Source organism: Streptodolium elevatio, assembly GCF_053592165.1.
The window spans coordinates 173,729-192,458 of sequence record NZ_JBSFVE010000016.1 but is presented as its reverse complement, the minus strand read 5'-3'; the positions used below and the strand labels follow the sequence as shown (position 1 = coordinate 192,458).

Here is an 18,730-nt window from a genome sequence, read left to right as displayed (position 1 = left end):
AGGGACGCTAGCGGGTGGCGCGGACACGGGGCCGGAGGCGGGGAGTGCGCGATACGCGCGCGGGGCAGTGGGCGCGGGGCAACAGGTGGGTGTGGGGCGCCGGGAGGGGCTCTGGCGATCACGAGTCGGGAAAATCGGCGGGGTGAGGCCCCCTACCCACCCAACGGGTGGGTGAAGGGGTGGGTTCAGGGAAGCAGGGTTGAAGTCGCCCTGCTCATCGCGGCTGGTGCACCTTCGCCTCCTGCTACTTCTCGCTCGGCTCGTCACCCTGCTCGTCGAGATACACCTGCCTGCCGTCCGGATACAGCCGGTAGTACCGCCCCTTCCCGTCGCCGTGGGTGGTCGGCAACCCCAGGGCGTGGTGCTCCTCGATGGCCTTGCGTACCGCTTCAGCCATCAACTCCTGCGCGCGCTCGCGCCCGATGCGGTCGATCAGCGACATCGGCACGTGGCGCTTCTCCGCCTGCCCCCCGCCGGAGTCGGCGTCGGCCGCCCCGTCTTCGTCCACCGCGTCGCGCAAGGGTTCACTGCGTGGATCGTCCGCCTCGGTCGCCATACGCCGCACGATACGCCCGACGGCCGCGCGTGCTCCAGGGTGTCCGACCGGCCCTCGGCCCTCCCGGCGCCCCACGGCCAAACCCGTCCTCAGGCGGGCTGTTCCTCCACTACCGGCCCCGACCCGAACCGCGCGAGCGGCTGCGCGTCGTAGCCGATCCGCACGACCCCGTCCGCATGCCGCGCCGCCTCCGCGTTGACCCCGAACACGTCCCGCATCACCCCGGGCGTCAACGTCTCCAACACTCCCCCGGCCGCCACCACCCGACCCCGGTCCAGCACCACGAGACGGTCGCAGGTACGCGCCGCCAAATCCAAGTCGTGCAGCACGGCCAACGTCGTCAACCCGAGCTCCGCCACCACACCGAGCAGTTCGAACCTCGCCCGGATGTCCAGGTGGTTCGTCGGCTCGTCGAGCAGCAGTACGTGCGGCTCCTGGGCCAACGCCCGGGCCAACAACACCCGTTGGCGCTCCCCGCCCGACAACCCGGCGACCACGCGATGCGCAAACGCGTCCGCGCCGGTCCTCCGCAACGCGTCCGCCACGATCTCCCGGTCCCGCTCCGTGTCGCGGTCGAACAACCCGTGGTGCGGCGTACGCCCCAACGCCACCAACTCGCCGCCCGTCACCCCGTCCGGCGCCGGGCTGTCCTGCAGCACCGCAGCCGTACGCCGCGCCGCCTCCCGCGCCGACATCCCCCATACGTCGTCCCCGCCCACGACCACGACTCCGCCCGTCGGGCGCAGCGACCGGTACACCGTCCGCAGCAGCGTGGACTTGCCGCTTCCATTCGGACCCACGAGGCCGACGAACTCGCCCTCCCCGACCGACAGGTCGACGCCGCCGAGGACTTCCGTCGCACCGAGCCGAGCGCATACGCCCGACAGGTCGAGCCTCACACGCCTCGCCCCGCTCCCCCGTCGCGCCGCAGCAGCCACAACAGCACGGGCGCGCCCACCGCCGCCGTGAAGATCCCCAACGGAATCTCGTTCGGCGAGTCGACGGTGCGCGACAGCAAATCGACCGCCACCAGGTACAACGCCCCCGTCAGTGCCGACAACGGCAACACCCGCCGATGGTCCGCGCCGAAGCCGAGCCGCACGATGTGCGGGACCAATAGCCCCACGAAACCGACGCCGCCCGTGACCGCGATGATGGTCCCGGTCAGCAACGCACAAGCGGCCAACAGCAGTACGCGCAACCGGTTCACGTCGATCCCGAGAGCAGTGGCCTGTTCCTCCCCGGTGACGAGCGCGTTCAGCCGCCGCCCGCACAGCAGCAGGAGCACCGTCAGCACGACCACCGCGACCGCGACGACTTCGAGCTGGTCCCATCGGGCACCCGCCACCGAGCCGAGCAACCAGAACATCACCCGCCGCAACTCGTTGGGACTGGCCTGGAGTTGCAGGTATCCGGTGGCCGCCTGGAACAGGTAGCCGATGGCCACCCCGGCCAGCACCAGCCGCAGCGGCGACAAGCGGCCGCCGCGCCTCCCCAACGCGAAGACCAGAACCGTGGCGACCCCGGCCCCCACGAACGCCGCCGCCGACACACCGAGTCCGCCGGTCGACGCGCTGCCGGCGGTCATCACCAGCACTGCACCGGTCGACGCGCCGGAACTGATCCCGAGCACGTACGGATCGGCCAGCGGGTTCGCGACCAGTGCCTGCAACACGACACCCGCGACAGCCAGTCCCGCGCCGGCGAGCGCCGCGAGCAGCACGCGCGGCATCCGGTACTCCCAGACGATCTGGTCCTGGACCGGGTCGAGCCCTTCGCGCGAACCGCCCGTCAGGTGCCGTACGACGATGCGCCACGAGTCCCGGACCGGCACGTCCACCGACCCGATGCCCACCGCCAGGAGCATGACGGCCACCAGCACGACCGAGAGCACGATGATGCAGGGGGCCAAGGGCATTTGGTGCAGCGGTGCGGGACGCGCGGCCTCGCGGGCCGAGCCCTGGCGACGTGGCAGGTGTCGCCATGGTCGCGTCTCGCGTCCTCTCCCAACGGGCCGCGCGTCGGCGCCCGCGGTGCCCTTGGTGCCGGTGCCGGTGCCGGTGTCGGCGCGCGTGCCCGTACTGCCGTTGCTGTTGGTGCCGTTGGTGTTGTTGCTGCTGCCGTGGACGGCCTTCATCTCAGAACCGGTCGGGGTGGATGACCCGTGCCAGCTTGTCCACGGCCGTCGCGTTGTCGGGTCCCAGGTACACCGAGTCCGACAGCACCACGAAGCGGTTGCTCTTGGCCGCCTCCCACTGCGGGAACTGCGCGAACAGCTTGGCCGCGTCCCCGGCCGGGTCCGGGTTCATGAAGGCTACGATGACCACGGCGTCGACCTGGGCCGCCGCGACCTGCTCCTTGCTCAGGTTCGCGAACATGCCCTTGGTGCTGCCCTCGAACGCGTTCACGCCGCCGGCCTTGCCGATGATGTCGTTCCAGATCCCGTTGGCGCCGATCGAGCTGAACTCGGCGGCTCCCATCGTCATGCCCGGGATGATCAGCATCACCTTCGGTTTCGACGTCGTGCCCGCGACCTTGCCCGCCGCCTCGGCGACTTGCTTCTGCGACGTGGCGATCAGCGACTCCGCTTTGCCGCTGACCCCGAAGATGCGCCCCAGGTCACGCAACACGGCGTAGCTGTCCTCGATCGTCTGGCTGCCCGCCACTTCGCCGGCACCGCCGCATGTCGCCCGCGGGACATAGGTGTTGGCGCCCACTCCGGCCAGGTCCTCACGCGTCGCGAAGCCGCTGTCGGCGGCGAAGCCACCGCCGTACGTCGACATCACGAAGTCCGGCCGCAACCCGAGCATTGCCTCGCGTGGGATGTCCATGGCGTCGTTGAGCTTGATCCCGCCGGTGGGCAGCGCGGCAATGGCCTCGGCGCGGCCGGGCTCGTCGGAGGCCCCGTACGACTGCGCGTTGGCGACGATGCGATCACCGAGCCCCAGCGCGACAAGCGCGGAGACCTCGGCCACCGAGCCGCCGTTCATGACCACGACCCGCGAAGGAGCCTTGCCGAAGGTGTACTTCTTGCCGCAGTTCTCGATCGTCACCGGGTACGCGGCCCCGTTGTTCGGTACGCCGCCACTCGCCGGGCTCCCCGGGCTACCCGGACTCGCCGCGGACGAAGAGGACGTCGACCCCGCGTCGTCATCACCGCAGGCCGCCGCGCCGAGCAACGCCGACATGACCAGTACGGCCGCACACAACCGCGTCCGGAGCTTCACGGGGATCGTTCCTCCTCCTACCCGCCGCACCCCGGGGCGCCGAGGTGGGGCCGACACGCTTCCTGCGCGTGCCGTGCTCAGTGGTAGTCGGACGCGGCACGGTCGGAGTTCCCGGCCTGCGCGGGCGGGTGTGCGGCCGCGGCGGCCAGGGCGCCCGGGGCGGGAAGTCGGCCTCGGCGGACGCAGTGGTCGAGGTAGCGGTGCATCAGGGCGGCGTCGACGGGGCGCACCGACGATCCGGCCCCGCCGAGGGCACGAAACCGGGACGCGGCACGGATCACCCTCGCGGTTGCCGCAACCGCTCGCGCCCCGGGCGCGGACCCGTCGAACAACGCCAGTGTCGCCGCCGATTCGTCGTCCGTTCGCAGCGCCGGGTCGGCCGCCCAGGTCGTGGCCGGAACGACGGCGAAGCGGTAGCCGTACGCCCGCAGCCACTCGTGCACCGTCACCAACGCCACCGTCCCCTGTGGCGCGTGGTTCAGGACCAGCCCGGGCTCGGGAGACCGGGTGACGAGGCGGGCCAGATCGCGGGCGAGTTCGTCGGCGGGCGTCCAGACCTCCGCGTCGTGGAGCTGCGGCAGCCGCCCATGGGGCAGCCCGGCGAAGAGGATGCGCCACAGGATGTCGCGTTCGTTGACGATGCCGGTGCTCCGCGCCCCGGTGACGCGGCCGAGTCGGTGCACGGCGGCCGGAACTCCCCGAGCCGCGGCCTGTTCGACCAGCCGTTCGGCGATCCATTTGCTGTGCGCGTACCCGTCACCCTCATCACCGACTTCAATGAGCTCGTCGGCTATATGCGGGGGTTCAGGCCGCGCCGCGGAAAGTGTCGACAGGTGGTGGACGGAGGCCCCTGCCTCGGCGGCGAGTTCGAGTACCGCCGCAGTCGCGTCGATGTTGACCGCGCGAAGCGAACGGGTGCCGCGCAACAGGCTGACTTCTGCCGCCGCGTGGACGATCGTGTCGACACGGGTCGCGCGGTTGTCGACGAGCGCTCGACGGTCGGCTGCCGCGAGTCCGAGATCGGGTCGGCCCAGGTCGGTTCGGACGAACGCGACGCGGTGGGCCGGTGGATCGGCGGGAAGACCCCACGAGGTGAGGGCTCTGTGCAGCCGATTCGACGGCGCGTCGCCGCGTATCAGGCACGTGAGGTGCACGTCCTCGAAGTTCGCCAGGAGTTCGGCGCAGAGGTGGGCTCCGACGAATCCGGTGGCGCCGGTGAGCAGGATGCGACGGGCGGACGTGCCGGGTCGCGGTACGCGACGGGCCGGTCGTACATGCCCGGGCAGCACCGCCCCTTGGCGGTCTGAGCCCGCGCCCCGGTCCGAGCCGCGGTCCGAGCCGGGCTCCGAGCCCGAGGACCGGCCTGAAGCAGAAGCCAGGTCCGACGGCGAGTCCGAGGCCGTCACCGAGCCGAGGTAGGCCGCGAGTTCGCGCGGCGTCGGCCGCGCGAAGACCGCCGCCACGGCTATCTCGGTGCCGGTCGCGACCGACAGGCGGTTCGCTACCTGGATCGTCTGGAGAGACTGCCCGCCGAGCGCGAAGAAGTCCTCGTCGGGTGCGGGTGCGTCGACGCCGAGTACGTCGGCCCACACAGTCGCGACGAGAGCCTGTAACCCCTCTTCGGTATGCGACGCCGACGGCGCGGGCAAGGGTGACGGCGACCGCGACCGCATTGCGGCCGGCAGCAGCCCGTGGAGGGCCGCTTTGTCGGTCTTTCCGGCACGCGTCAACGGCAACTCGTCGACGAAGTGGAACGTGCTCGGCACCACCGCACTCGGCAACTCCCGCAGCAGACGGGCACGCAGCGCGTCGACCCCGGGGAGCGCGGTCGGCTGCTCCGCCGCCACGAATGCGACCACCGACCACAGCCCCGGCGCGTGTTCGTGCCCGACGACGGCGGCGTGGCGCACGCCCGGCAGCGCCACCAAGGCCGCCTCCACCTCGGCGGGGTGCACCCGGTGTCCGCTGATCTTGAGTTCGTCGTCGGCGCGGCCGACGAAGCACAGCAGCCCGTCGCAACGCGTGCGCACCAAGTCCCCTGTCCGATATGCACGCGGCGAGCCGGACACCGCACCGACAGGGCCGAAGCGCGCCGCGGTCTCCTCGGGACGACCGTGGTAGCCGTCGGCGAGTTGGTCGCCGATGACGTACAACTCACCCGTCTCGCCCGGTGCCACCTCCGACCCGTCACCGCGCAGCACAACTGTGTGCATGCCGGGTAACGGAGCCCCGATCGGCACATCCCCGCTTCCGTCGTACACCGCCGCCGGGCCGGCGAGTTCGGCGGTCAGCGCGACGACGCAGGCCTCGGTGGGACCGTACGTGTTCACCAGCCGCACCCGATCCGCCCCCGCGGCGCGGCGCCACGAGCGCACGTGCTCCGGCAGCGCCGGCTCTCCGCCGATCACCACCGTTCGCAACGCACTCGGCAGCGGCACGGCATTCGCGGCCGAACCACCCAGTGCGTAGGCGACTTCGTGCCAGTAGGCGGTCGGCAGGCCGAGCCAGGTGATCCGTTGCTCGGCGCAGGTACGCAGCAGCGCGGCCACCGACTCGGTCGCCCCCGACCCCCGGGGCACCAAGGTCGCTCCGGCGCCCAGCGCGAGGAATATCTCCTCTACGGCGGCATCGAAGTGCAGGGGCGCGAAGTGCAGTAGACGCTCGCCCGAGCCCGAGCCCGAGCCCGAGCCCGAGCCCGAGCCCGAGCCGGAACCGGAACCCGAGCCCGGACCGGAACCCGAGCCCGGGCCGGAGCCCGAGTCGAGGTCCGAACCGAAGTCCGAGCCGGAAGCGGGCCCGTACCGCTCGCCCGCCGCCGCGACGAAAGACGCGAGGGCCGCGCGCGACACGACAACGCCCTTCGGGCGCCCTGTGGAACCGGACGTGTGGATGATGTACGCCGCCGCGTCCGGCCGCACGGGACGCACCGCGCTGCCACGCACCGGCGTTGCGCCGGAAGCAAGTTCGGCGTACACCTCCGGGGTGACCACCAGCGCCGGGCGCACGTCGTCCACGACGAACCTGTTGCGCCCCGGCGGACCTTCCGGGTCGAGCGGCATGTACGCGGCGCCTACGGCAAGGACGGCGAGCAGCGCGATAACCGCCTCGGCCCCGTGTGGCAGGGAGATTGCCACGACGTCCTCCGGCCCCACGCCGAGATCGGCGAGTCGCGCCGCGAACGCCCCCACCTCGGCCGTCAGTTCCCCGTACGTCAGCCGTACGGAGGCCGAGTCGACCGCCGGCGCATCGGGCCGTTCGCGGGCCCATCTGCGCAGCAGGTCAAGCACATCCGGCGCGGGAGGCCGCGGGCATCCGGGCATCGGCCCGGATCCGGTGCGGGCGGCGGAGCCGGTCACGACGCTGGTCCCCGCACCGCTCTCACCCGCCAGCACCGCCAGGAACTCCTGGGCGTACTCCGCCAGATCATCCGCCGTGCAGCACGAAGGGTTGGCGTCGAACGCGACGTGGATGCCGCCGCCGGCCTCGCCGCGGTCGTAGACGTTCACCGACAGGTCGGCGACCGGTCCGGCGGACACGTTCCCCGCGGTGCTGCGCGCCGCACCGAACATCGGTCCTTCGCCGTACGGCATGACGTTCACCACCGCCGCGAACAACCGCCGGTCGCCGCCGACGAGCCCGAGGTCCCGCGCGATGTCCTCGTATCGGTAGCGCTGGTGTCGGCGTACCGTGCGTAGTTCGCGCGCGACGTCCGCCGTGGCGTCCGCGATCGAGTCTCCCGCGCCGGCCCGGATCCGCAGCGGCAGCACGTTGAGGACCATGGAGGGCACCCGGAGCGCCGCGCTGCCGACCCGGTTCATCATCGGAAAACCGACCACGGTCTCGGGCACGCCGACGCGGCGGCAAAGGACCATGCCCGCGCCCGCGGCCAAGGCCACCGGCCAGGTCGCCCTCGCGGCACGGGCCACTACGCGGACCCGTTCGGCGGTGGCGTGCGGCAGCGCCGCCTCAAGGCGCAGCGTACGCACGGACGGGTGGGCCGCAACCCGTCCGAGACCGATCGCGGGCGGCCGGTCGGCAAGGTGCTCGTTCCAGAAGTCCCGGGACTCCCGGCGCCGGGAGGAGTCCAGGTAGGTGGCCTCCTCGTCCAGCACGGAGGTCAGACGTCCGAAGGGCGACGGATCAGGCTCGGTGCCTGCGGCCAGGGCGGTGTACAGCGCCGCGACCCGGCGCATGACGATCGCCACGCCGTAGCCGTCCAAGAGCACGTGGTGCATCCGGTGGTACCAGAGGTGCATGGCCGTGCCCGTCCGCAACACCGCGTGGCCAAACAGCGGTTCGGCTCCGAACGGGTCGACGGCGGTCGCGGCGTCGTCCGCCATCCAGGCTCTGGCGGCGGCCTCCGGGTCGGGTTCGGCACGCAGGTCGACGAAGCGCGGCGCCCAGCGTACGGCGGCCCCCGGGATCTGGCCCGGCCCGGTCGGGCCGACCGAACCTGCCGGGCCGGCGACAATGCGCATGCCGAGGGCGTCCGCCTCACCGACCGCACGGCGCAGCGCGGACTCGAAGTATCCGTACCGGAGTTCACCGTCGATGCGGACATACTCGGCGATGTTGTAGGCACCCGGGTTCGGCGCGATGAGATGCCCGGTCAGTACGCCGCGCTGGGCGGCGGTCAAGGGCAGCACGAGTCCGTCGCTCTCCAATCACCGTCCACGCCCCGCGCATTGCCGTCCGGGACGGTTGCCGATCGGACAGCAGGGAACCTCGCGGGCTCGGTCGCTCCGCTGGCCGTGGTCGCGCGGGAACCGTTCGCGCAGCTCACAGCGCAGGGTCTGCCCGTTCGGCCCGTCGGGGCAAGGCTTCGGCGAACTCGTGACGGCACGGCAACCTGAACGATGCGAATCCGCCGCCATGCGGAGACCGATCCGCCCCGGCGCCCGAACTCGCCCGAACTACCGGTCCTCGCGCGTACGCCGGACTCAGGGGCCGGTCGGAGCGAAAGCCGTGCCGAACTGCGCCGATCCGTGGTTGTTGTGTCCGCCGCCCCCGCCGCCTCCCCCGGAGGTCTGCGACGGCACGGCGGCCGGACGCTGCGGGCGGTCCGCGTCGGGGGCCTCGGGACCGGTGAGGCGTCCGATGACGAGCGCGGAGACGAACACCGGGACCATGATCGCGACGAAGGCCGCGGACCTGCCCCAGCCGCGCAGTTCACCGTCATCGTCATCGGTGGCGGCAGTGGTGGCGGCGGTGGCAGTGGCAGTGGCGGTTGTCATCGTCGGCCCTCCGTGTGCTCGTGTTCCTCCGGCCCCACGTCCGACCAGGTAGTCGGCGCGGGGTGCGGCACAGTTCCCGTGTGCGGCCAAACGACGCCGCCGCCCCGCCGTCACGTGGGGCTTCCCCGGGTGGCAGCATGAGCGGACGATGCCTGCCTGGTCACGCCTCCGAGCCGTACGCGCCGCGCTGTTCGCGGCCGTGTGCGTGACGCTCGCGGTCTCCGGGCACGTCTTCATGTCGGACAGCCCGGTGCCCTGGTGGGCCCCGGCCGCCGCAACGCCGGTCCTGACCGCACTGGCCTGGGCGGCTGCTGGACGCGAACGCGGGCTCCCCGCGATCGGCGTGGCACTCGTCGGAGCGCAGTCAGTGCTGCACGGCCTGTTCGGTTGGGCCCAACAGGCCGCGGCGGCCGGCTCCGGTGCGGCCACCACCGGCTCCGCTGCCCACGCGGGTTCCACGGCGCGGCAGATCGAGGCCGCGTGGCTGCGCGTCCTGCTGTGCAACGAGGACGTGCCCGCGCCCGCCGGGGCGACGCGGTCCGCCGCCCGGCTCCTCGACCAGATGGGCCTGGACCCCGCGCTGGCCGCGGTGCCGCCCGGGCAGGGGCCGTTGGGCGGTTCGGGCTTCGGCACGGGCTCCGGAGCGGGCACGGGGACCGGCCTCGGGACAGGATCCGGAGCCGCGCACGACATCAGTACTGCGGCCGCCGCCCACGGGTCGCACGCCGCATCGGTGCTGCCCACTCACGGCGGTGCGGGAATGCTGCTCGCGCACCTCGCCGCGGGAATCGGCAGCGCGCTGTGGCTCTGGCGCGGCGACAGGGCGCTGTTCGACCTGTTCCACCTGCTGGCGTCCCGGACCCGCTGCCTCGGCGCGCTGATCCGGGCCTGGCTGCGCTGGGGGGAACCGGCGTTCCCGCAGGTGCCGTGCGTCCGGCCGCGCACCGCCCGCGCGCCCGCACGCCCGCTTTTCCGGCCGCTCAGCCGCCGCGGCCCACCCCTCACGGTCTTCGCCTGACCGAGACCGCTTCGGCGACGGGATCCGCCCACACGGGCCGATCCTCGTCCCCGCCTGCCCGTGAGGACCCAGACTCGTGACAACCCCCCAGATCCGGCGACCACGCCTGCGTGCGTACGCCCGCTCCCGAACCGCCTACACCGCGCCGCCGCGCAGTGCCTTGAGCACGCGTTCGACCGCGTCCGCTCCCGGTTCGACGCCGTCGGCCGCCTGTTCGCGCAGTGCCGCCGCGCCGGCCGCCCACCGCGAACACTCCGGACACCCGGCGGCGTGCCGCCGCGCGGCGCGCGCCTGCGCGTATCCATCAGCACCGGTGCCCGCACCCGCATCCAGTTCCGCCACCTCGCCGTCCATGACGGCCGACAGCACCTCCTGCCAATCTCCGCACTCCATGCGGCCATCGTCGCCGATGCCCGACCGCGCCCACCACCGAGGGGGTTCCGCATGGACGACGACGCGGTGACCTCGACCGCCCTGGCCGCGGGTGCCGGGACACCGGGCGCGGTCGAGGAGTTCGTCCGCGCCACCCACCGGGACCTGTGGCGGTTCCTGGCGTACCTCGGCGACCCGCAGAGTGCGGACGACCTCACGCAGGAGACGTACCTGCGCGCGCTCAAGGCGCTGCCCGGTTTCGCGGGCCAGTCGTCGGCGCGCACGTGGCTCCTGTCGATCGGCCGCCGCGTCGTCGTCGACCGCTACCGGGCCGCGGCCGCGCGCCCGCGCACGGTCGACGCCGAGGACTGGGCGGATCTCCTGGAGCGCCGCCGGCCCGCGAACCTGCCGGGGTTCGAGGAGGGCATAGCCCTCGCCGACCTGGTCGCCGCGCTGGACCCCGCGCGGCGCGAGGCGTTCGTGCTCACCCAGATCCTGGACCTCGAATACGCCGAGACCGCCCGGATCCTCGACTGCCCGATCGGCACCGTCCGCTCGCGCGTCGCCCGGGCACGCACCGACCTCATCGCCCAGCTCACCCGGGCCGAGGCACAGACCGAGGCACCCGCCAGGGCGCACGCGAAGGCCTGACCCACTACGCAGGGCCCCGGCGCCTCCCACTGGGACGCCGGGGCCCTACGACACTGCACGGCAGAACACGGCATCAGGCGGCAACGCGGCGCGAAGCCCCGTGCCCCACCCCGCAGTACGGGGACCATCTGAACCGACCGAACCGAACCGCCTGGACCGGCTGATCAGCCCGAGCCGTCCGGACCACCCCACTGCGGCGCCCACCCGAACTACCCGATCGGCGGCACGGGAAGGGTGTAGCGCAGTTTCTCCTTGGCCCCGCCGCCGAGGCGGTTGTAGAAGCGGACCGCGCCTTCGTTCCAGACCGGGGTCTGCCACTGGACCTCGGTCAGGCCGAGCTCGCGCGCGACGGCCACGACGGCGTCGAGGAGTTGCCGTCCCAGGCCGTGACCCCGGGTGCCGTCGCGGAGGAACAGGCAGTCCATGTGCAGGTATTCGCGGGCGTCCCATGTCGACATCTCCGCCGCGCACGTGGCGTAGCCGACGACCTCGCCGCCCGCGAGCTCGGCCACCACGCAGTGCAGGCGCGGCGGCGCGTCGGTGCCGAACAGCAGCGGGCCCAGGCGGTCGGCGACGTCGGCCGTCGGCGGCGCGGCCTTCTCGTACGCCGTGTGCTCCCGCATCAGTTCGACGATCCGCGGCAGGTCGTGCGGCCGGGCCCGGCGGACCAGGGGCGACGGGCCCGGGACGGCGTCGGGCACGAGGGTGTGATCGTCCATCGGGCCATCATGCACCGGGGCGGCAGGCAGGGTCGGCAGGCGAGGGCGTTACGGAGCAAGTTACGTATAGATACGGCAAAACCGGGATGTACTACCAACCCGATGGGCGAGCCATGCGTCTCATTTAGGCACGGGGGACCGAAAGATCCGAGTGATCCGGAGGCACAAAATGAGGAACAAGATGCGCAAGGCGGCCACGATCGCGGTGGCCTCGGGACTGCTTCTCGGCGCCGGAGCGGCCGCGCCCGCTCTGGCCGTGAGCGGTTCGCCGCCGGGGGTCGCGCAGTCCCATCAGGCGTCCGGTCCGCGTGCCGACGAGGCGGGGGTGGTGCACCGGGTGACGGCGTTCTGGGACCAGTACAAGTCCGCGGTCCTGGGCACCAACCCGGTGATGAACCCCGCGGAGGTGCGCGGCGAGTTCCTGACGCCGGAGCTGAACGCGGAGCTCGACGCCTGGGCCGAGGCCAACCAGGCCGACCCGGTCTTCCGCGCGCAGAACGTGCCGGCCGACCGGACCGTGCGGTACGAGGGCAGCGGCATGGGCTACGCCTCGGTCGTGGTCACGCAGTACTGGGGCGACGGCTCGACGAACGACGTCTGGTACCGCGTACCGCTGGACGGTTCGCGCATCGCCGGCCTCCAGGACCCGCCCGTGTGATCCGCTGACCAATGTGCGCCAACTGCCGCGCCGGGGCGATGTGTCGCCCCGGCGCGGTGGCACGGGCGGTCGCGGCGGACGTGCCGCGCGATCAGTTGGCGGCGGCGCGGGCGTAGCGCTCGGCCAGGGACCTGAGGTGGTCGACGAGTTCGGGGGCGTTCTCCACGGTGAAGTCGGCGCCGAGCATGCCAAGCCAGATCGCCAGCGTCTCGGGGTTGTCGGCGCCAGTGGAGAAGACGCAGGTGTCGTCGTCGAGCGGCTCGACCGATCCGGCGAACCCCGGGACCCGGGCGGCGATTTCGGCGGCGGGGGCCTTGACGGTCACCCGTACGCGCGTCCGCCACGGAGCCGCCGCCACACGCGCCGAGACGTACTCCGCGATGTCCTCGGCCGGCAGGTCGCGCGGCGTGAACCGCGGCCCGGTCGGGGTGCGCGGCGACACCCGGTCGACGCGGAAGATCCGCCAGTCGTCGCGCTGCGTGTCCCACGCGACGAGGTACCAGCGCCGCCCCCAGTTGACCATGCGGTACGGCTCGACGTTCCGCAGCGTCGCGGCCCCGGAGTGGTCCCGGTAGTCGAACCGCAGGCGCTCGTGGTCGCGGCAGGCGGCCGCGATCGTGGTGAGCACCTCCGCGTCCACCCGCGGCCCCTCCTGCCCCGGCACCGGAACGGTGTACGTCTGCAAGGCGTTGACGCGGCGGCGCAGCCGGTTCGGCAGCACCTGTTCGAGCTTGGCGAGGGCCCGTAGCGAGGTCTCCTCGATGCCCGACACCGTGCCGCCCGCGGCGGTGCGCAGGCCGACGGCGACGGCCACGGCCTCCTCGTCGTCGAGCAGGAGCGGGGGAAGGGACGCGCCCGCGCCCAGGCGGTAGCCGCCCGCGGCGCCGCGCGTCGCGTGCACCGGGTAGCCGAGGTTGCGCAGCCTCTCGACGTCGTTGCGCACGGTGCGCGGGGTGACGTCCAGGCGGTCGGCCAGTTCGGTGCCGGTCCAGTCGCGGTGGGTCTGCAGCAGGGAGAGCAGACGCAAGAGTCGTGCCGAGGTCTCCAACATATTTCGAGTCTGCCTTTCCTTTAGGAACGAAGCTTGCCTAATGGCCTCCTAGAGTTCAAACAGTGGAGATGAGCGGTGGCCACCGAACTCCCGGCAAAGGCAAGACCGTCCCCCTGTTCGTGACATCTGAACGTCTCCGAGCATCTCTGAGGAGCAGTCCCGTGAGCGCAGTCCTGGAGTCCGCGGCGCCGACCGTGGCAGCCGACGCCCCGATCCACGCAGGACCCACCGCCCCGAAGCGGACCGGCGCCGACCGCAAGTGGCTCGGCCTCGGCGTGGTCCTCGCGGCCACCCTGATGAACCTGCTCGACGCGACGGTGGTCAACGTCGCGGCCCCGGCGATCCGTGCGGACCTCGGCGGCTCGTACTCGGCCCTGCAATGGATGGCGGCGGCGTACACGCTGACGCTCGCCGCCGGGCTGCTGACCGGCGGACGGCTCGGCGACATCTTCGGCCGCAAGCGCATGATGCAGATCGGCATCGTCGGGTTCGTCGCGGCGTCGGTGCTGTGCGCGGTGGCGTGGTCGCCGGAGGCGCTGATCACCGCGCGCGTCCTGCAGGGGCTCGCCGGCGCGGTCATGATCCCGCAGGGCTTCGGGCTGATCCGCGACCTGTTCCCGCCGCAGGAGATGGGCAAGGCGTTCGCGATGTTCGGCCCGGCGATCGGCCTGGCCACGATCCTCGGCCCGATCGTGGCCGGTGCGCTGGTGGACGCCGACCTGTTCGGCACCGGATGGCGCATGATCTTCCTGATCAACGTGCCGCTGGGCCTGTTCGCGCTGCTGGTCGGCCGGTTCGCGCTGCCCGCGAAGCCGCCGGTCGCCAAGGACGACAAGTCGATGGACCTGCTCGGCGTGCTGATCGGTGGCAGCGGGATGTTCATGCTGGTCTACCCGCTGGTGCAGGGCCAGGAGAAGGGCTGGCCGGTCTGGATGTTCGCGATGCTCGCCGGCGCGGTCGCGGTGCTGGCCGGGTTCGTGGCGTACACCCTGCGCCGGACCGCCAAGGGCGGCAAGGCCCCGCTGGTGCAGCTCAGCGTGTTCGCGAAGCGCTCGTACAGCTCGGGCGTGCTGTTCGTGATCGTGTTCTTCGGGGCCATCACCGGCCTGTCGATGGCGATCGGCCTGTTCCTGCAGCTCGGGCTCGGGTTCAGCGCGATGCGGGCGAGCCTGACGATGGGCTCGTGGGCGCTGGGCGCGTTCGTGGGCTCCGGGATCAGCGGTGTGGTGATGGGGAAGCTGGGCCGCAAGGTCCTGCACATCGGCCTGTCGATCATGGCCGTGGGCATCACGTGGCTGTACTTCGTCTTCGCGAACGCCACGACCGACCTGGGAAGTTGGAGCCTGGTGGCGCCGTTCCTGGTCTTCGGGCTCGGCATGGGCATGATCTTCGTCCCGCTGTTCGACATCATCATGGGCGACGTCAAGGACCACGAGGTCGGGTCGGCGTCCAGCGCGCTGGAGTCGATGCAGCAGCTGGCCGCGGCGCTCGGCGTGGCGGTGTTCGGGACCGTCTTCTTCAGCCAGGGCGGCGCGCACATGCACCGGCAGTCGGCGGTGGACGCGGTCGCGACGACCACGCTGATCGCGCTGGCTCTGACCGCGGTCGCGTTCGTGCTCGGGTTCCTGCTCCCCAAGCACGCCCGTCAGGGCGGCGGCCACTGACCGCCCGAGCGGGCGGCCGCTGACCGTCGCGGCGTCGCGAAGGGGACGCGAAAAGGCCCGTCCGGCATCCGCCGGGCGGGCCGCACGCCTTTCCGGACCCGGGCCGGGCCGCCCACCCGCGGGAGGGAGGGGTCAGCCCTTCCCGGCTTCCGGCGGGACCACTCGTGCGAGCAGCACGGCGGTGTCGTCGTCGGGCGACGGCTGGGCCAGCGCCGACACGATCTCGTCGATCAGCGTCTCGGGCGACGCCCCCGGGGTGAGCCGCAGCCCGGCCAACTGGTCGAGCGAGTGGTCGATGTCCACACCCCTGCGCTCCACCAGGCCGTCGGTGTAGAGGAGCAGCGTGTGGTCCTCGGGCCAGCGCACGACGACCGTGCTGTACGGGCCCGCGACTCCGACCCCGATGGGCGGCGCCTCGGGCAGGCGTACCAGCGACACCGACCCGTCCGGGGCGATGAACGCGGGTGGCAGGTGCCCCGCGTTGGCGAAGGCGCAGACCCGGTTGGTCGGGTCCGCGGCACCGAGCAGCAGCGTCGCGGGGCGCTCCCCGCTCAGCGAGGTGAGCAGCGTGTCCATGCGCTGCAGGATGACGTTCGGCGGGATGTCCATCGCGGCGAGCACGCGCAGCACCGCCCGGTACTGGCTCATCTCCACCGCGGCCTCCACCCCGTGGCCCATCACGTCCCCGATGGCCAGCATCGTCCAGCCGCCGGGCAGCCGCACCGAGTCGAACCAGTCGCCGCCGACCAGGTCCTGCGCCCCGGCGGGCAGGTAGCGGCCGACGACCTCCAGGCCGTCGCCGGGCCGCCCGGGCGTGGCCAGCAGGCTGCGCTGCAGTTCGACGGCGATGCCGTGCTCGCGGGCGTACCGCCGGGCGTTGTCGAGGCTGATCGCCGCCCGGTCCGCGAGCGCCTGCGCGACCGCCACGTCGTCGTCGTCGAAGGGCGGCGAGTCGCCCTGGCGCACCATCGTCGCGGTGCCCACCCGGGCGCCCCGGGCGGACAGCGGGACGACGAGGATCGAGTGGATGCCCGCCTCGCGGTACGGCCCGACCCGGTCCGGGCTCGGCGCCCGGCGGCCCAGCGCCTCGTCGTCCAGCTGGTTGTCGACCTCGGCACGGCCGGTCTGCAGCACGCGGGTGATCGTCGCCGTCGCCTGGTAGTCCACGTACTGTCCCGGCACGCCGAACCCGCGCATCGCCGACCGCAGCGCCGGCCGCGCCGCCATGCCGGTACGCCGCAGCCGGGTCCGCCCCTTCGGCGAGCGCGCGTTCTCGCCCCGCCCCGGCAGCACTTCGACGGTCGTGCCGTCCGCGATGGCCTCGGTCAGCAGGTCGGCGAGCTCCTGGCAGGTCGTCTCGACGTCCAGTGTGGTGCCGATCCGAACCGCGGCCGCGTCGAGGAGCAGCAGGCGCTCCCGGGCGCGCTCCAGCTCGCTCAGAAGCCTCCGGTCCTCGCTGACCTCCTGGATGACCAGGGCCAGGCCCGGCCGGCCGCCGCCGAGCGCGATGCGGTGAAAGCTCCCGCGCCAGTAGCGCTGCTCGTGCGGCGAGGACACATGCGTGTGGCCGGTCGTCACGCCCACCCGTGCGACGCCGTCCGCCAGCACCAGGCGCATGACGTCCTCGCGCGCGTCGACCTCGGGCACCACCTCGCGGACGCGCCGCCCGATGTGGTCGGCGGCCGGGACCCCGTTGATGCGGGCGAGCGCGGGGTTGACGTAGCGGAAGCGCAGATCGGCGTCGAAGACCGCGACGCCGGCCTCGGTGCCGTCGACGAGGGCAGCGCAGAGCCCGGCCACGTCGCCGAACAACTCCGACGCCTCGTCCGCCGCCATCACGCGACCTCTCCTCCCGAGCGCTCCCGGGTCACCCGCGCCCCGCGCGCACCCGGGCGGAGCGCCGGTACGCTCCGTCGCTCCCCCGACGGATACCTCCTCCGGCGCCCTTTCAGACCCGGCGGAGCGACGGGGTGCCCCAGACGTACCAGCGCCGCGCGAGGGGAAGAGTCCCCACGGCGGCCGCGGACCCGGCTCCGCGACCGGCCGCGCAGGACCTCGGGAGGCACGCATGACCGTCGTCGACATCCTCGGCAGTCGTCGACATCCCGGCACGGGATACGCCGGCATGCCCACGGCGGAGGCGAGGCCACGCACGTCGCAAGCAGCGTCACCCTCCTGCGCGACGGCGACGCGCTCGTGGTCGTCGACCCGGGCATGGTCGCCGACCGACGCGACATCCTCGACCCGCCCGCGAGCAGCTGCGCGCGTCGCGCCGCCTGGTCCTCGGCCTCGCCCCCGACCCAGTCATCCCCGGCCACGGCCCGGTCTTCCGCCCAGGACGGTCCACTCCGGAGTAGCCGCGGTGCGGGTGGGAGATCCAGGCGGGCGAGAGGTGCGGGGGCGCCGGGGGGGGTGCGCGCGGAACCCCGGCTTCTCGCGCGGTGGTCCGCGCGTGCCGGCGGATCGGGGGCACGGTTGCCGCGGCGGGCCGCGGGCCGCGGGTGTTCCGGGCCTTGGTGGGTGCCGGTGGGCTGCTTCCGGGCGGTTTCGGGGGCTCGACCTACAATGGGGCGGGGCCGTGACTGGCGCTGAGGTGGAGTACCACCGTGGAGCGGCCCACCCGACCGGACTGACGTCGGTCGGACGCGAACCCCGCGTGCCGCGCGCCTGGGCGACCTCGACACGAGATCTCTCGGGAGACGCACATGACCGCGCGACTCATGGACGGCACGGACCTCGCCCGCAGGATGGTGGAGCACACCGCGGAGCGCGCCCGAGACCTCCGCGAGCGGACCGGTGTGGTGCCGTGCCTGGCGACGGTGCTGGTGGGTGAGGACCCGGCGTCGGTGACGTACGTCCGGATGAAGCGGAACCGCTGCGCGAAGGCCGGCATCGAGTCCCGGCACATCGCGCTGCCCGGGACCGTCGGGACGGCCGAACTCGTCGACACCATCGGCGCGTTGTCGGCGGATCCGGCGGTGCACGGGATCCTGCTCCAGCACCCGGTGGGCGAACACATCGACGAGCGCGCGGCGTTCGACGCGATCGCCCCCGAGAAGGACGTGGACGGCGTCACCAGCATGTCGTTCGCGGCGATGAGCTTCGGGCTGCCCGGCTTCGTGTCGTGCACGCCGGGCGGGATCATGCGGCTGCTCGACGCGTACGACGTGGAACTGGCCGGCCGTCACGCGGTCGTCGTGGGCCGCAGCGCCATCCTCGGCAAGCCGGCCGGGATGCTGCTGCTGGCCCGGAACGCCACGGTGACGTACTGCCATTCGCGTACCCGGGACCTGGCGGAGATCGTCGGGCAGGCGGACGTGGTGGTCGCGGCGGTCGGGCGGGCCCGGCTGATCAAGGGCTCGGACCTCAAGCCCGGCGCGGTGGTCGTGGACGCCGGGTACAACGAAGGCAACGTCGGCGACGTGGACTTCGAGGGCGCGCTCGAACGGGCGAGTCTGATCACCCCGGTGCCCGGAGGCGTCGGGCCGATGACGATCGCGCTGCTCCTCGAGCAGACCCTCGACTCCGCGGAGCGGGCCGCCGCGGCGTAGCGCGGCCGGTCGAGCCGCGTCGGCAACGC

General features: G+C 72.8%; 15 protein-coding genes and 1 riboswitch. Of the genes, 5 read left to right on the top strand and 10 right to left on the bottom strand.

Annotated features, from left to right (window positions below):
• Window positions 1–244 precede the first annotated feature (244 nt).
• The 6 genes from ACWD12_RS27450 to ACWD12_RS27425 all read right to left on the bottom strand — a co-directional run bounded on the left by ACWD12_RS27450 (window position 245) and on the right by ACWD12_RS27425 (window position 9,017).
• Complete coding sequence (locus tag ACWD12_RS27450; RefSeq protein ID WP_450101780.1) at window positions 245–556, bottom strand: hypothetical protein; 312 nt, start codon at window positions 554–556, stop codon at window positions 245–247.
• 89 nt (window positions 557–645) lie between these two features.
• Entirely contained in the window at window positions 646–1,455 is an 810-nt protein-coding gene (locus ACWD12_RS27445) for an ABC transporter ATP-binding protein (protein WP_450101779.1), read from the bottom strand.
• A complete protein-coding gene (locus ACWD12_RS27440) occupies window positions 1,452–2,423 on the bottom strand; it encodes a FecCD family ABC transporter permease (RefSeq protein ID WP_358353733.1) in 972 nt (323 codons plus the stop codon). Before ACWD12_RS27440 ends, ACWD12_RS27445 begins: the two co-directional genes overlap by 4 nt.
• 271 nt (window positions 2,424–2,694) lie before the next feature.
• Entirely contained in the window at window positions 2,695–3,783 is a 1,089-nt protein-coding gene (locus tag ACWD12_RS27435) for an ABC transporter substrate-binding protein (RefSeq protein ID WP_450101778.1), read from the bottom strand.
• Between the two features lie 77 nt (window positions 3,784–3,860).
• Window positions 3,861–8,447 carry a thioester reductase domain-containing protein gene (locus ACWD12_RS27430; protein WP_450101777.1) on the bottom strand — a complete coding sequence of 1,529 codons (4,587 nt, stop codon included), beginning with the start codon at window positions 8,445–8,447 and terminating at the stop codon, window positions 3,861–3,863.
• Between the two features lie 276 nt (window positions 8,448–8,723).
• A complete protein-coding gene (locus ACWD12_RS27425; protein WP_450101776.1) occupies window positions 8,724–9,017 on the bottom strand; it encodes a hypothetical protein in 294 nt (97 codons plus the stop codon).
• A 148-nt stretch (window positions 9,018–9,165) separates the two neighbouring features.
• On the opposite strand from ACWD12_RS27425, the gene ACWD12_RS27420 reads away from it, so the two are divergent.
• On the top strand, window positions 9,166–10,035 hold the full coding sequence (locus ACWD12_RS27420; protein ID WP_450101775.1) for a hypothetical protein: 870 nt from the start codon (window positions 9,166–9,168) through the stop codon (window positions 10,033–10,035).
• A 135-nt stretch (window positions 10,036–10,170) separates the two neighbouring features.
• Here the strand turns inward: ACWD12_RS27420 and ACWD12_RS27415 are convergent, their stop codons facing one another.
• Window positions 10,171–10,428 (bottom strand): hypothetical protein, encoded by a 258-nt coding sequence (locus tag ACWD12_RS27415; RefSeq protein ID WP_450101774.1) that lies wholly within the window; start codon window positions 10,426–10,428, stop codon window positions 10,171–10,173.
• A gap of 51 nt (window positions 10,429–10,479) precedes the next feature.
• On the opposite strand from ACWD12_RS27415, the gene ACWD12_RS27410 reads away from it, so the two are divergent.
• Window positions 10,480–11,058, top strand: coding sequence for a sigma-70 family RNA polymerase sigma factor (locus tag ACWD12_RS27410; RefSeq protein WP_450101773.1), 579 nt, complete (start codon window positions 10,480–10,482; stop codon window positions 11,056–11,058).
• 209 nt (window positions 11,059–11,267) lie between these two features.
• On the opposite strand, the gene ACWD12_RS27405 is transcribed toward ACWD12_RS27410, so the two are convergent.
• Window positions 11,268–11,777: an N-acetyltransferase family protein gene (locus ACWD12_RS27405; RefSeq protein WP_450101772.1), complete on the bottom strand. Its 510-nt coding sequence runs from the start codon at window positions 11,775–11,777 to the stop codon at window positions 11,268–11,270.
• A 169-nt stretch (window positions 11,778–11,946) separates the two neighbouring features.
• Between ACWD12_RS27405 and ACWD12_RS27400 the strand changes: the two genes are divergently transcribed.
• Window positions 11,947–12,435, top strand: coding sequence for a hypothetical protein (locus ACWD12_RS27400; protein WP_450101771.1), 489 nt, complete (start codon window positions 11,947–11,949; stop codon window positions 12,433–12,435).
• A gap of 91 nt (window positions 12,436–12,526) precedes the next feature.
• Here ACWD12_RS27400 and ACWD12_RS27395 read toward each other — a convergent pair whose 3' ends face one another.
• Window positions 12,527–13,486: a helix-turn-helix transcriptional regulator gene (locus tag ACWD12_RS27395; RefSeq protein WP_450101770.1), complete on the bottom strand. Its 960-nt coding sequence runs from the start codon at window positions 13,484–13,486 to the stop codon at window positions 12,527–12,529.
• Between the two features lie 161 nt (window positions 13,487–13,647).
• Here ACWD12_RS27395 and ACWD12_RS27390 point away from each other — a divergent pair, with 161 nt between their 5' ends.
• On the top strand, window positions 13,648–15,150 hold the full coding sequence (locus ACWD12_RS27390; RefSeq protein ID WP_450101769.1) for an MFS transporter: 1,503 nt from the start codon (window positions 13,648–13,650) through the stop codon (window positions 15,148–15,150).
• Window positions 15,151–15,282: 132 nt separating this feature from the next.
• On the opposite strand, the gene ACWD12_RS27385 is transcribed toward ACWD12_RS27390, so the two are convergent.
• On the bottom strand, window positions 15,283–16,986 hold the full coding sequence (locus ACWD12_RS27385; protein ID WP_450101817.1) for a SpoIIE family protein phosphatase: 1,704 nt from the start codon (window positions 16,984–16,986) through the stop codon (window positions 15,283–15,285).
• A 732-nt stretch (window positions 16,987–17,718) separates the two neighbouring features.
• A riboswitch (ZMP/ZTP riboswitch) is annotated at window positions 17,719–17,830 on the top strand.
• A gap of 25 nt (window positions 17,831–17,855) precedes the next feature.
• On the opposite strand from ACWD12_RS27385, the gene ACWD12_RS27380 reads away from it, so the two are divergent.
• Window positions 17,856–18,701, top strand: coding sequence for a bifunctional 5,10-methylenetetrahydrofolate dehydrogenase/5,10-methenyltetrahydrofolate cyclohydrolase (locus tag ACWD12_RS27380; protein WP_450101768.1), 846 nt, complete (start codon window positions 17,856–17,858; stop codon window positions 18,699–18,701).
• Window positions 18,702–18,730 lie beyond the last annotated feature (29 nt).

Excerpts from the sequence above, each read along its gene's own strand:
- ACWD12_RS27440 (WP_358353733.1), bottom strand. The coding sequence starts at position 2,423 with ATGCTCCTGGCGGTGGGCATCGGGTCGGTGGACGTGCCGGTCCGGGAC.
- ACWD12_RS27405 (WP_450101772.1), bottom strand. The coding sequence starts at position 11,777 with ATGGACGATCACACCCTCGTGCCCGACGCCGTCCCGGGCCCGTCGCCC.
- ACWD12_RS27380 (WP_450101768.1), top strand. The coding sequence starts at position 17,856 with ATGACCGCGCGACTCATGGACGGCACGGACCTCGCCCGCAGGATGGTG.
- ACWD12_RS27395 (WP_450101770.1), bottom strand. The coding sequence starts at position 13,486 with ATGTTGGAGACCTCGGCACGACTCTTGCGTCTGCTCTCCCTGCTGCAG.
- ACWD12_RS27415 (WP_450101774.1), bottom strand. The coding sequence starts at position 10,428 with ATGGAGTGCGGAGATTGGCAGGAGGTGCTGTCGGCCGTCATGGACGGC.
- ACWD12_RS27420 (WP_450101775.1), top strand. The coding sequence starts at position 9,166 with ATGCCTGCCTGGTCACGCCTCCGAGCCGTACGCGCCGCGCTGTTCGCG.
- ACWD12_RS27425 (WP_450101776.1), bottom strand. The coding sequence starts at position 9,017 with ATGACAACCGCCACTGCCACTGCCACCGCCGCCACCACTGCCGCCACC.
- ACWD12_RS27385 (WP_450101817.1), bottom strand. The coding sequence starts at position 16,986 with ATGGCGGCGGACGAGGCGTCGGAGTTGTTCGGCGACGTGGCCGGGCTC.
- ACWD12_RS27410 (WP_450101773.1), top strand. The coding sequence starts at position 10,480 with ATGGACGACGACGCGGTGACCTCGACCGCCCTGGCCGCGGGTGCCGGG.
- ACWD12_RS27450 (WP_450101780.1), bottom strand. The coding sequence starts at position 556 with ATGGCGACCGAGGCGGACGATCCACGCAGTGAACCCTTGCGCGACGCG.
- ACWD12_RS27400 (WP_450101771.1), top strand. The coding sequence starts at position 11,947 with ATGAGGAACAAGATGCGCAAGGCGGCCACGATCGCGGTGGCCTCGGGA.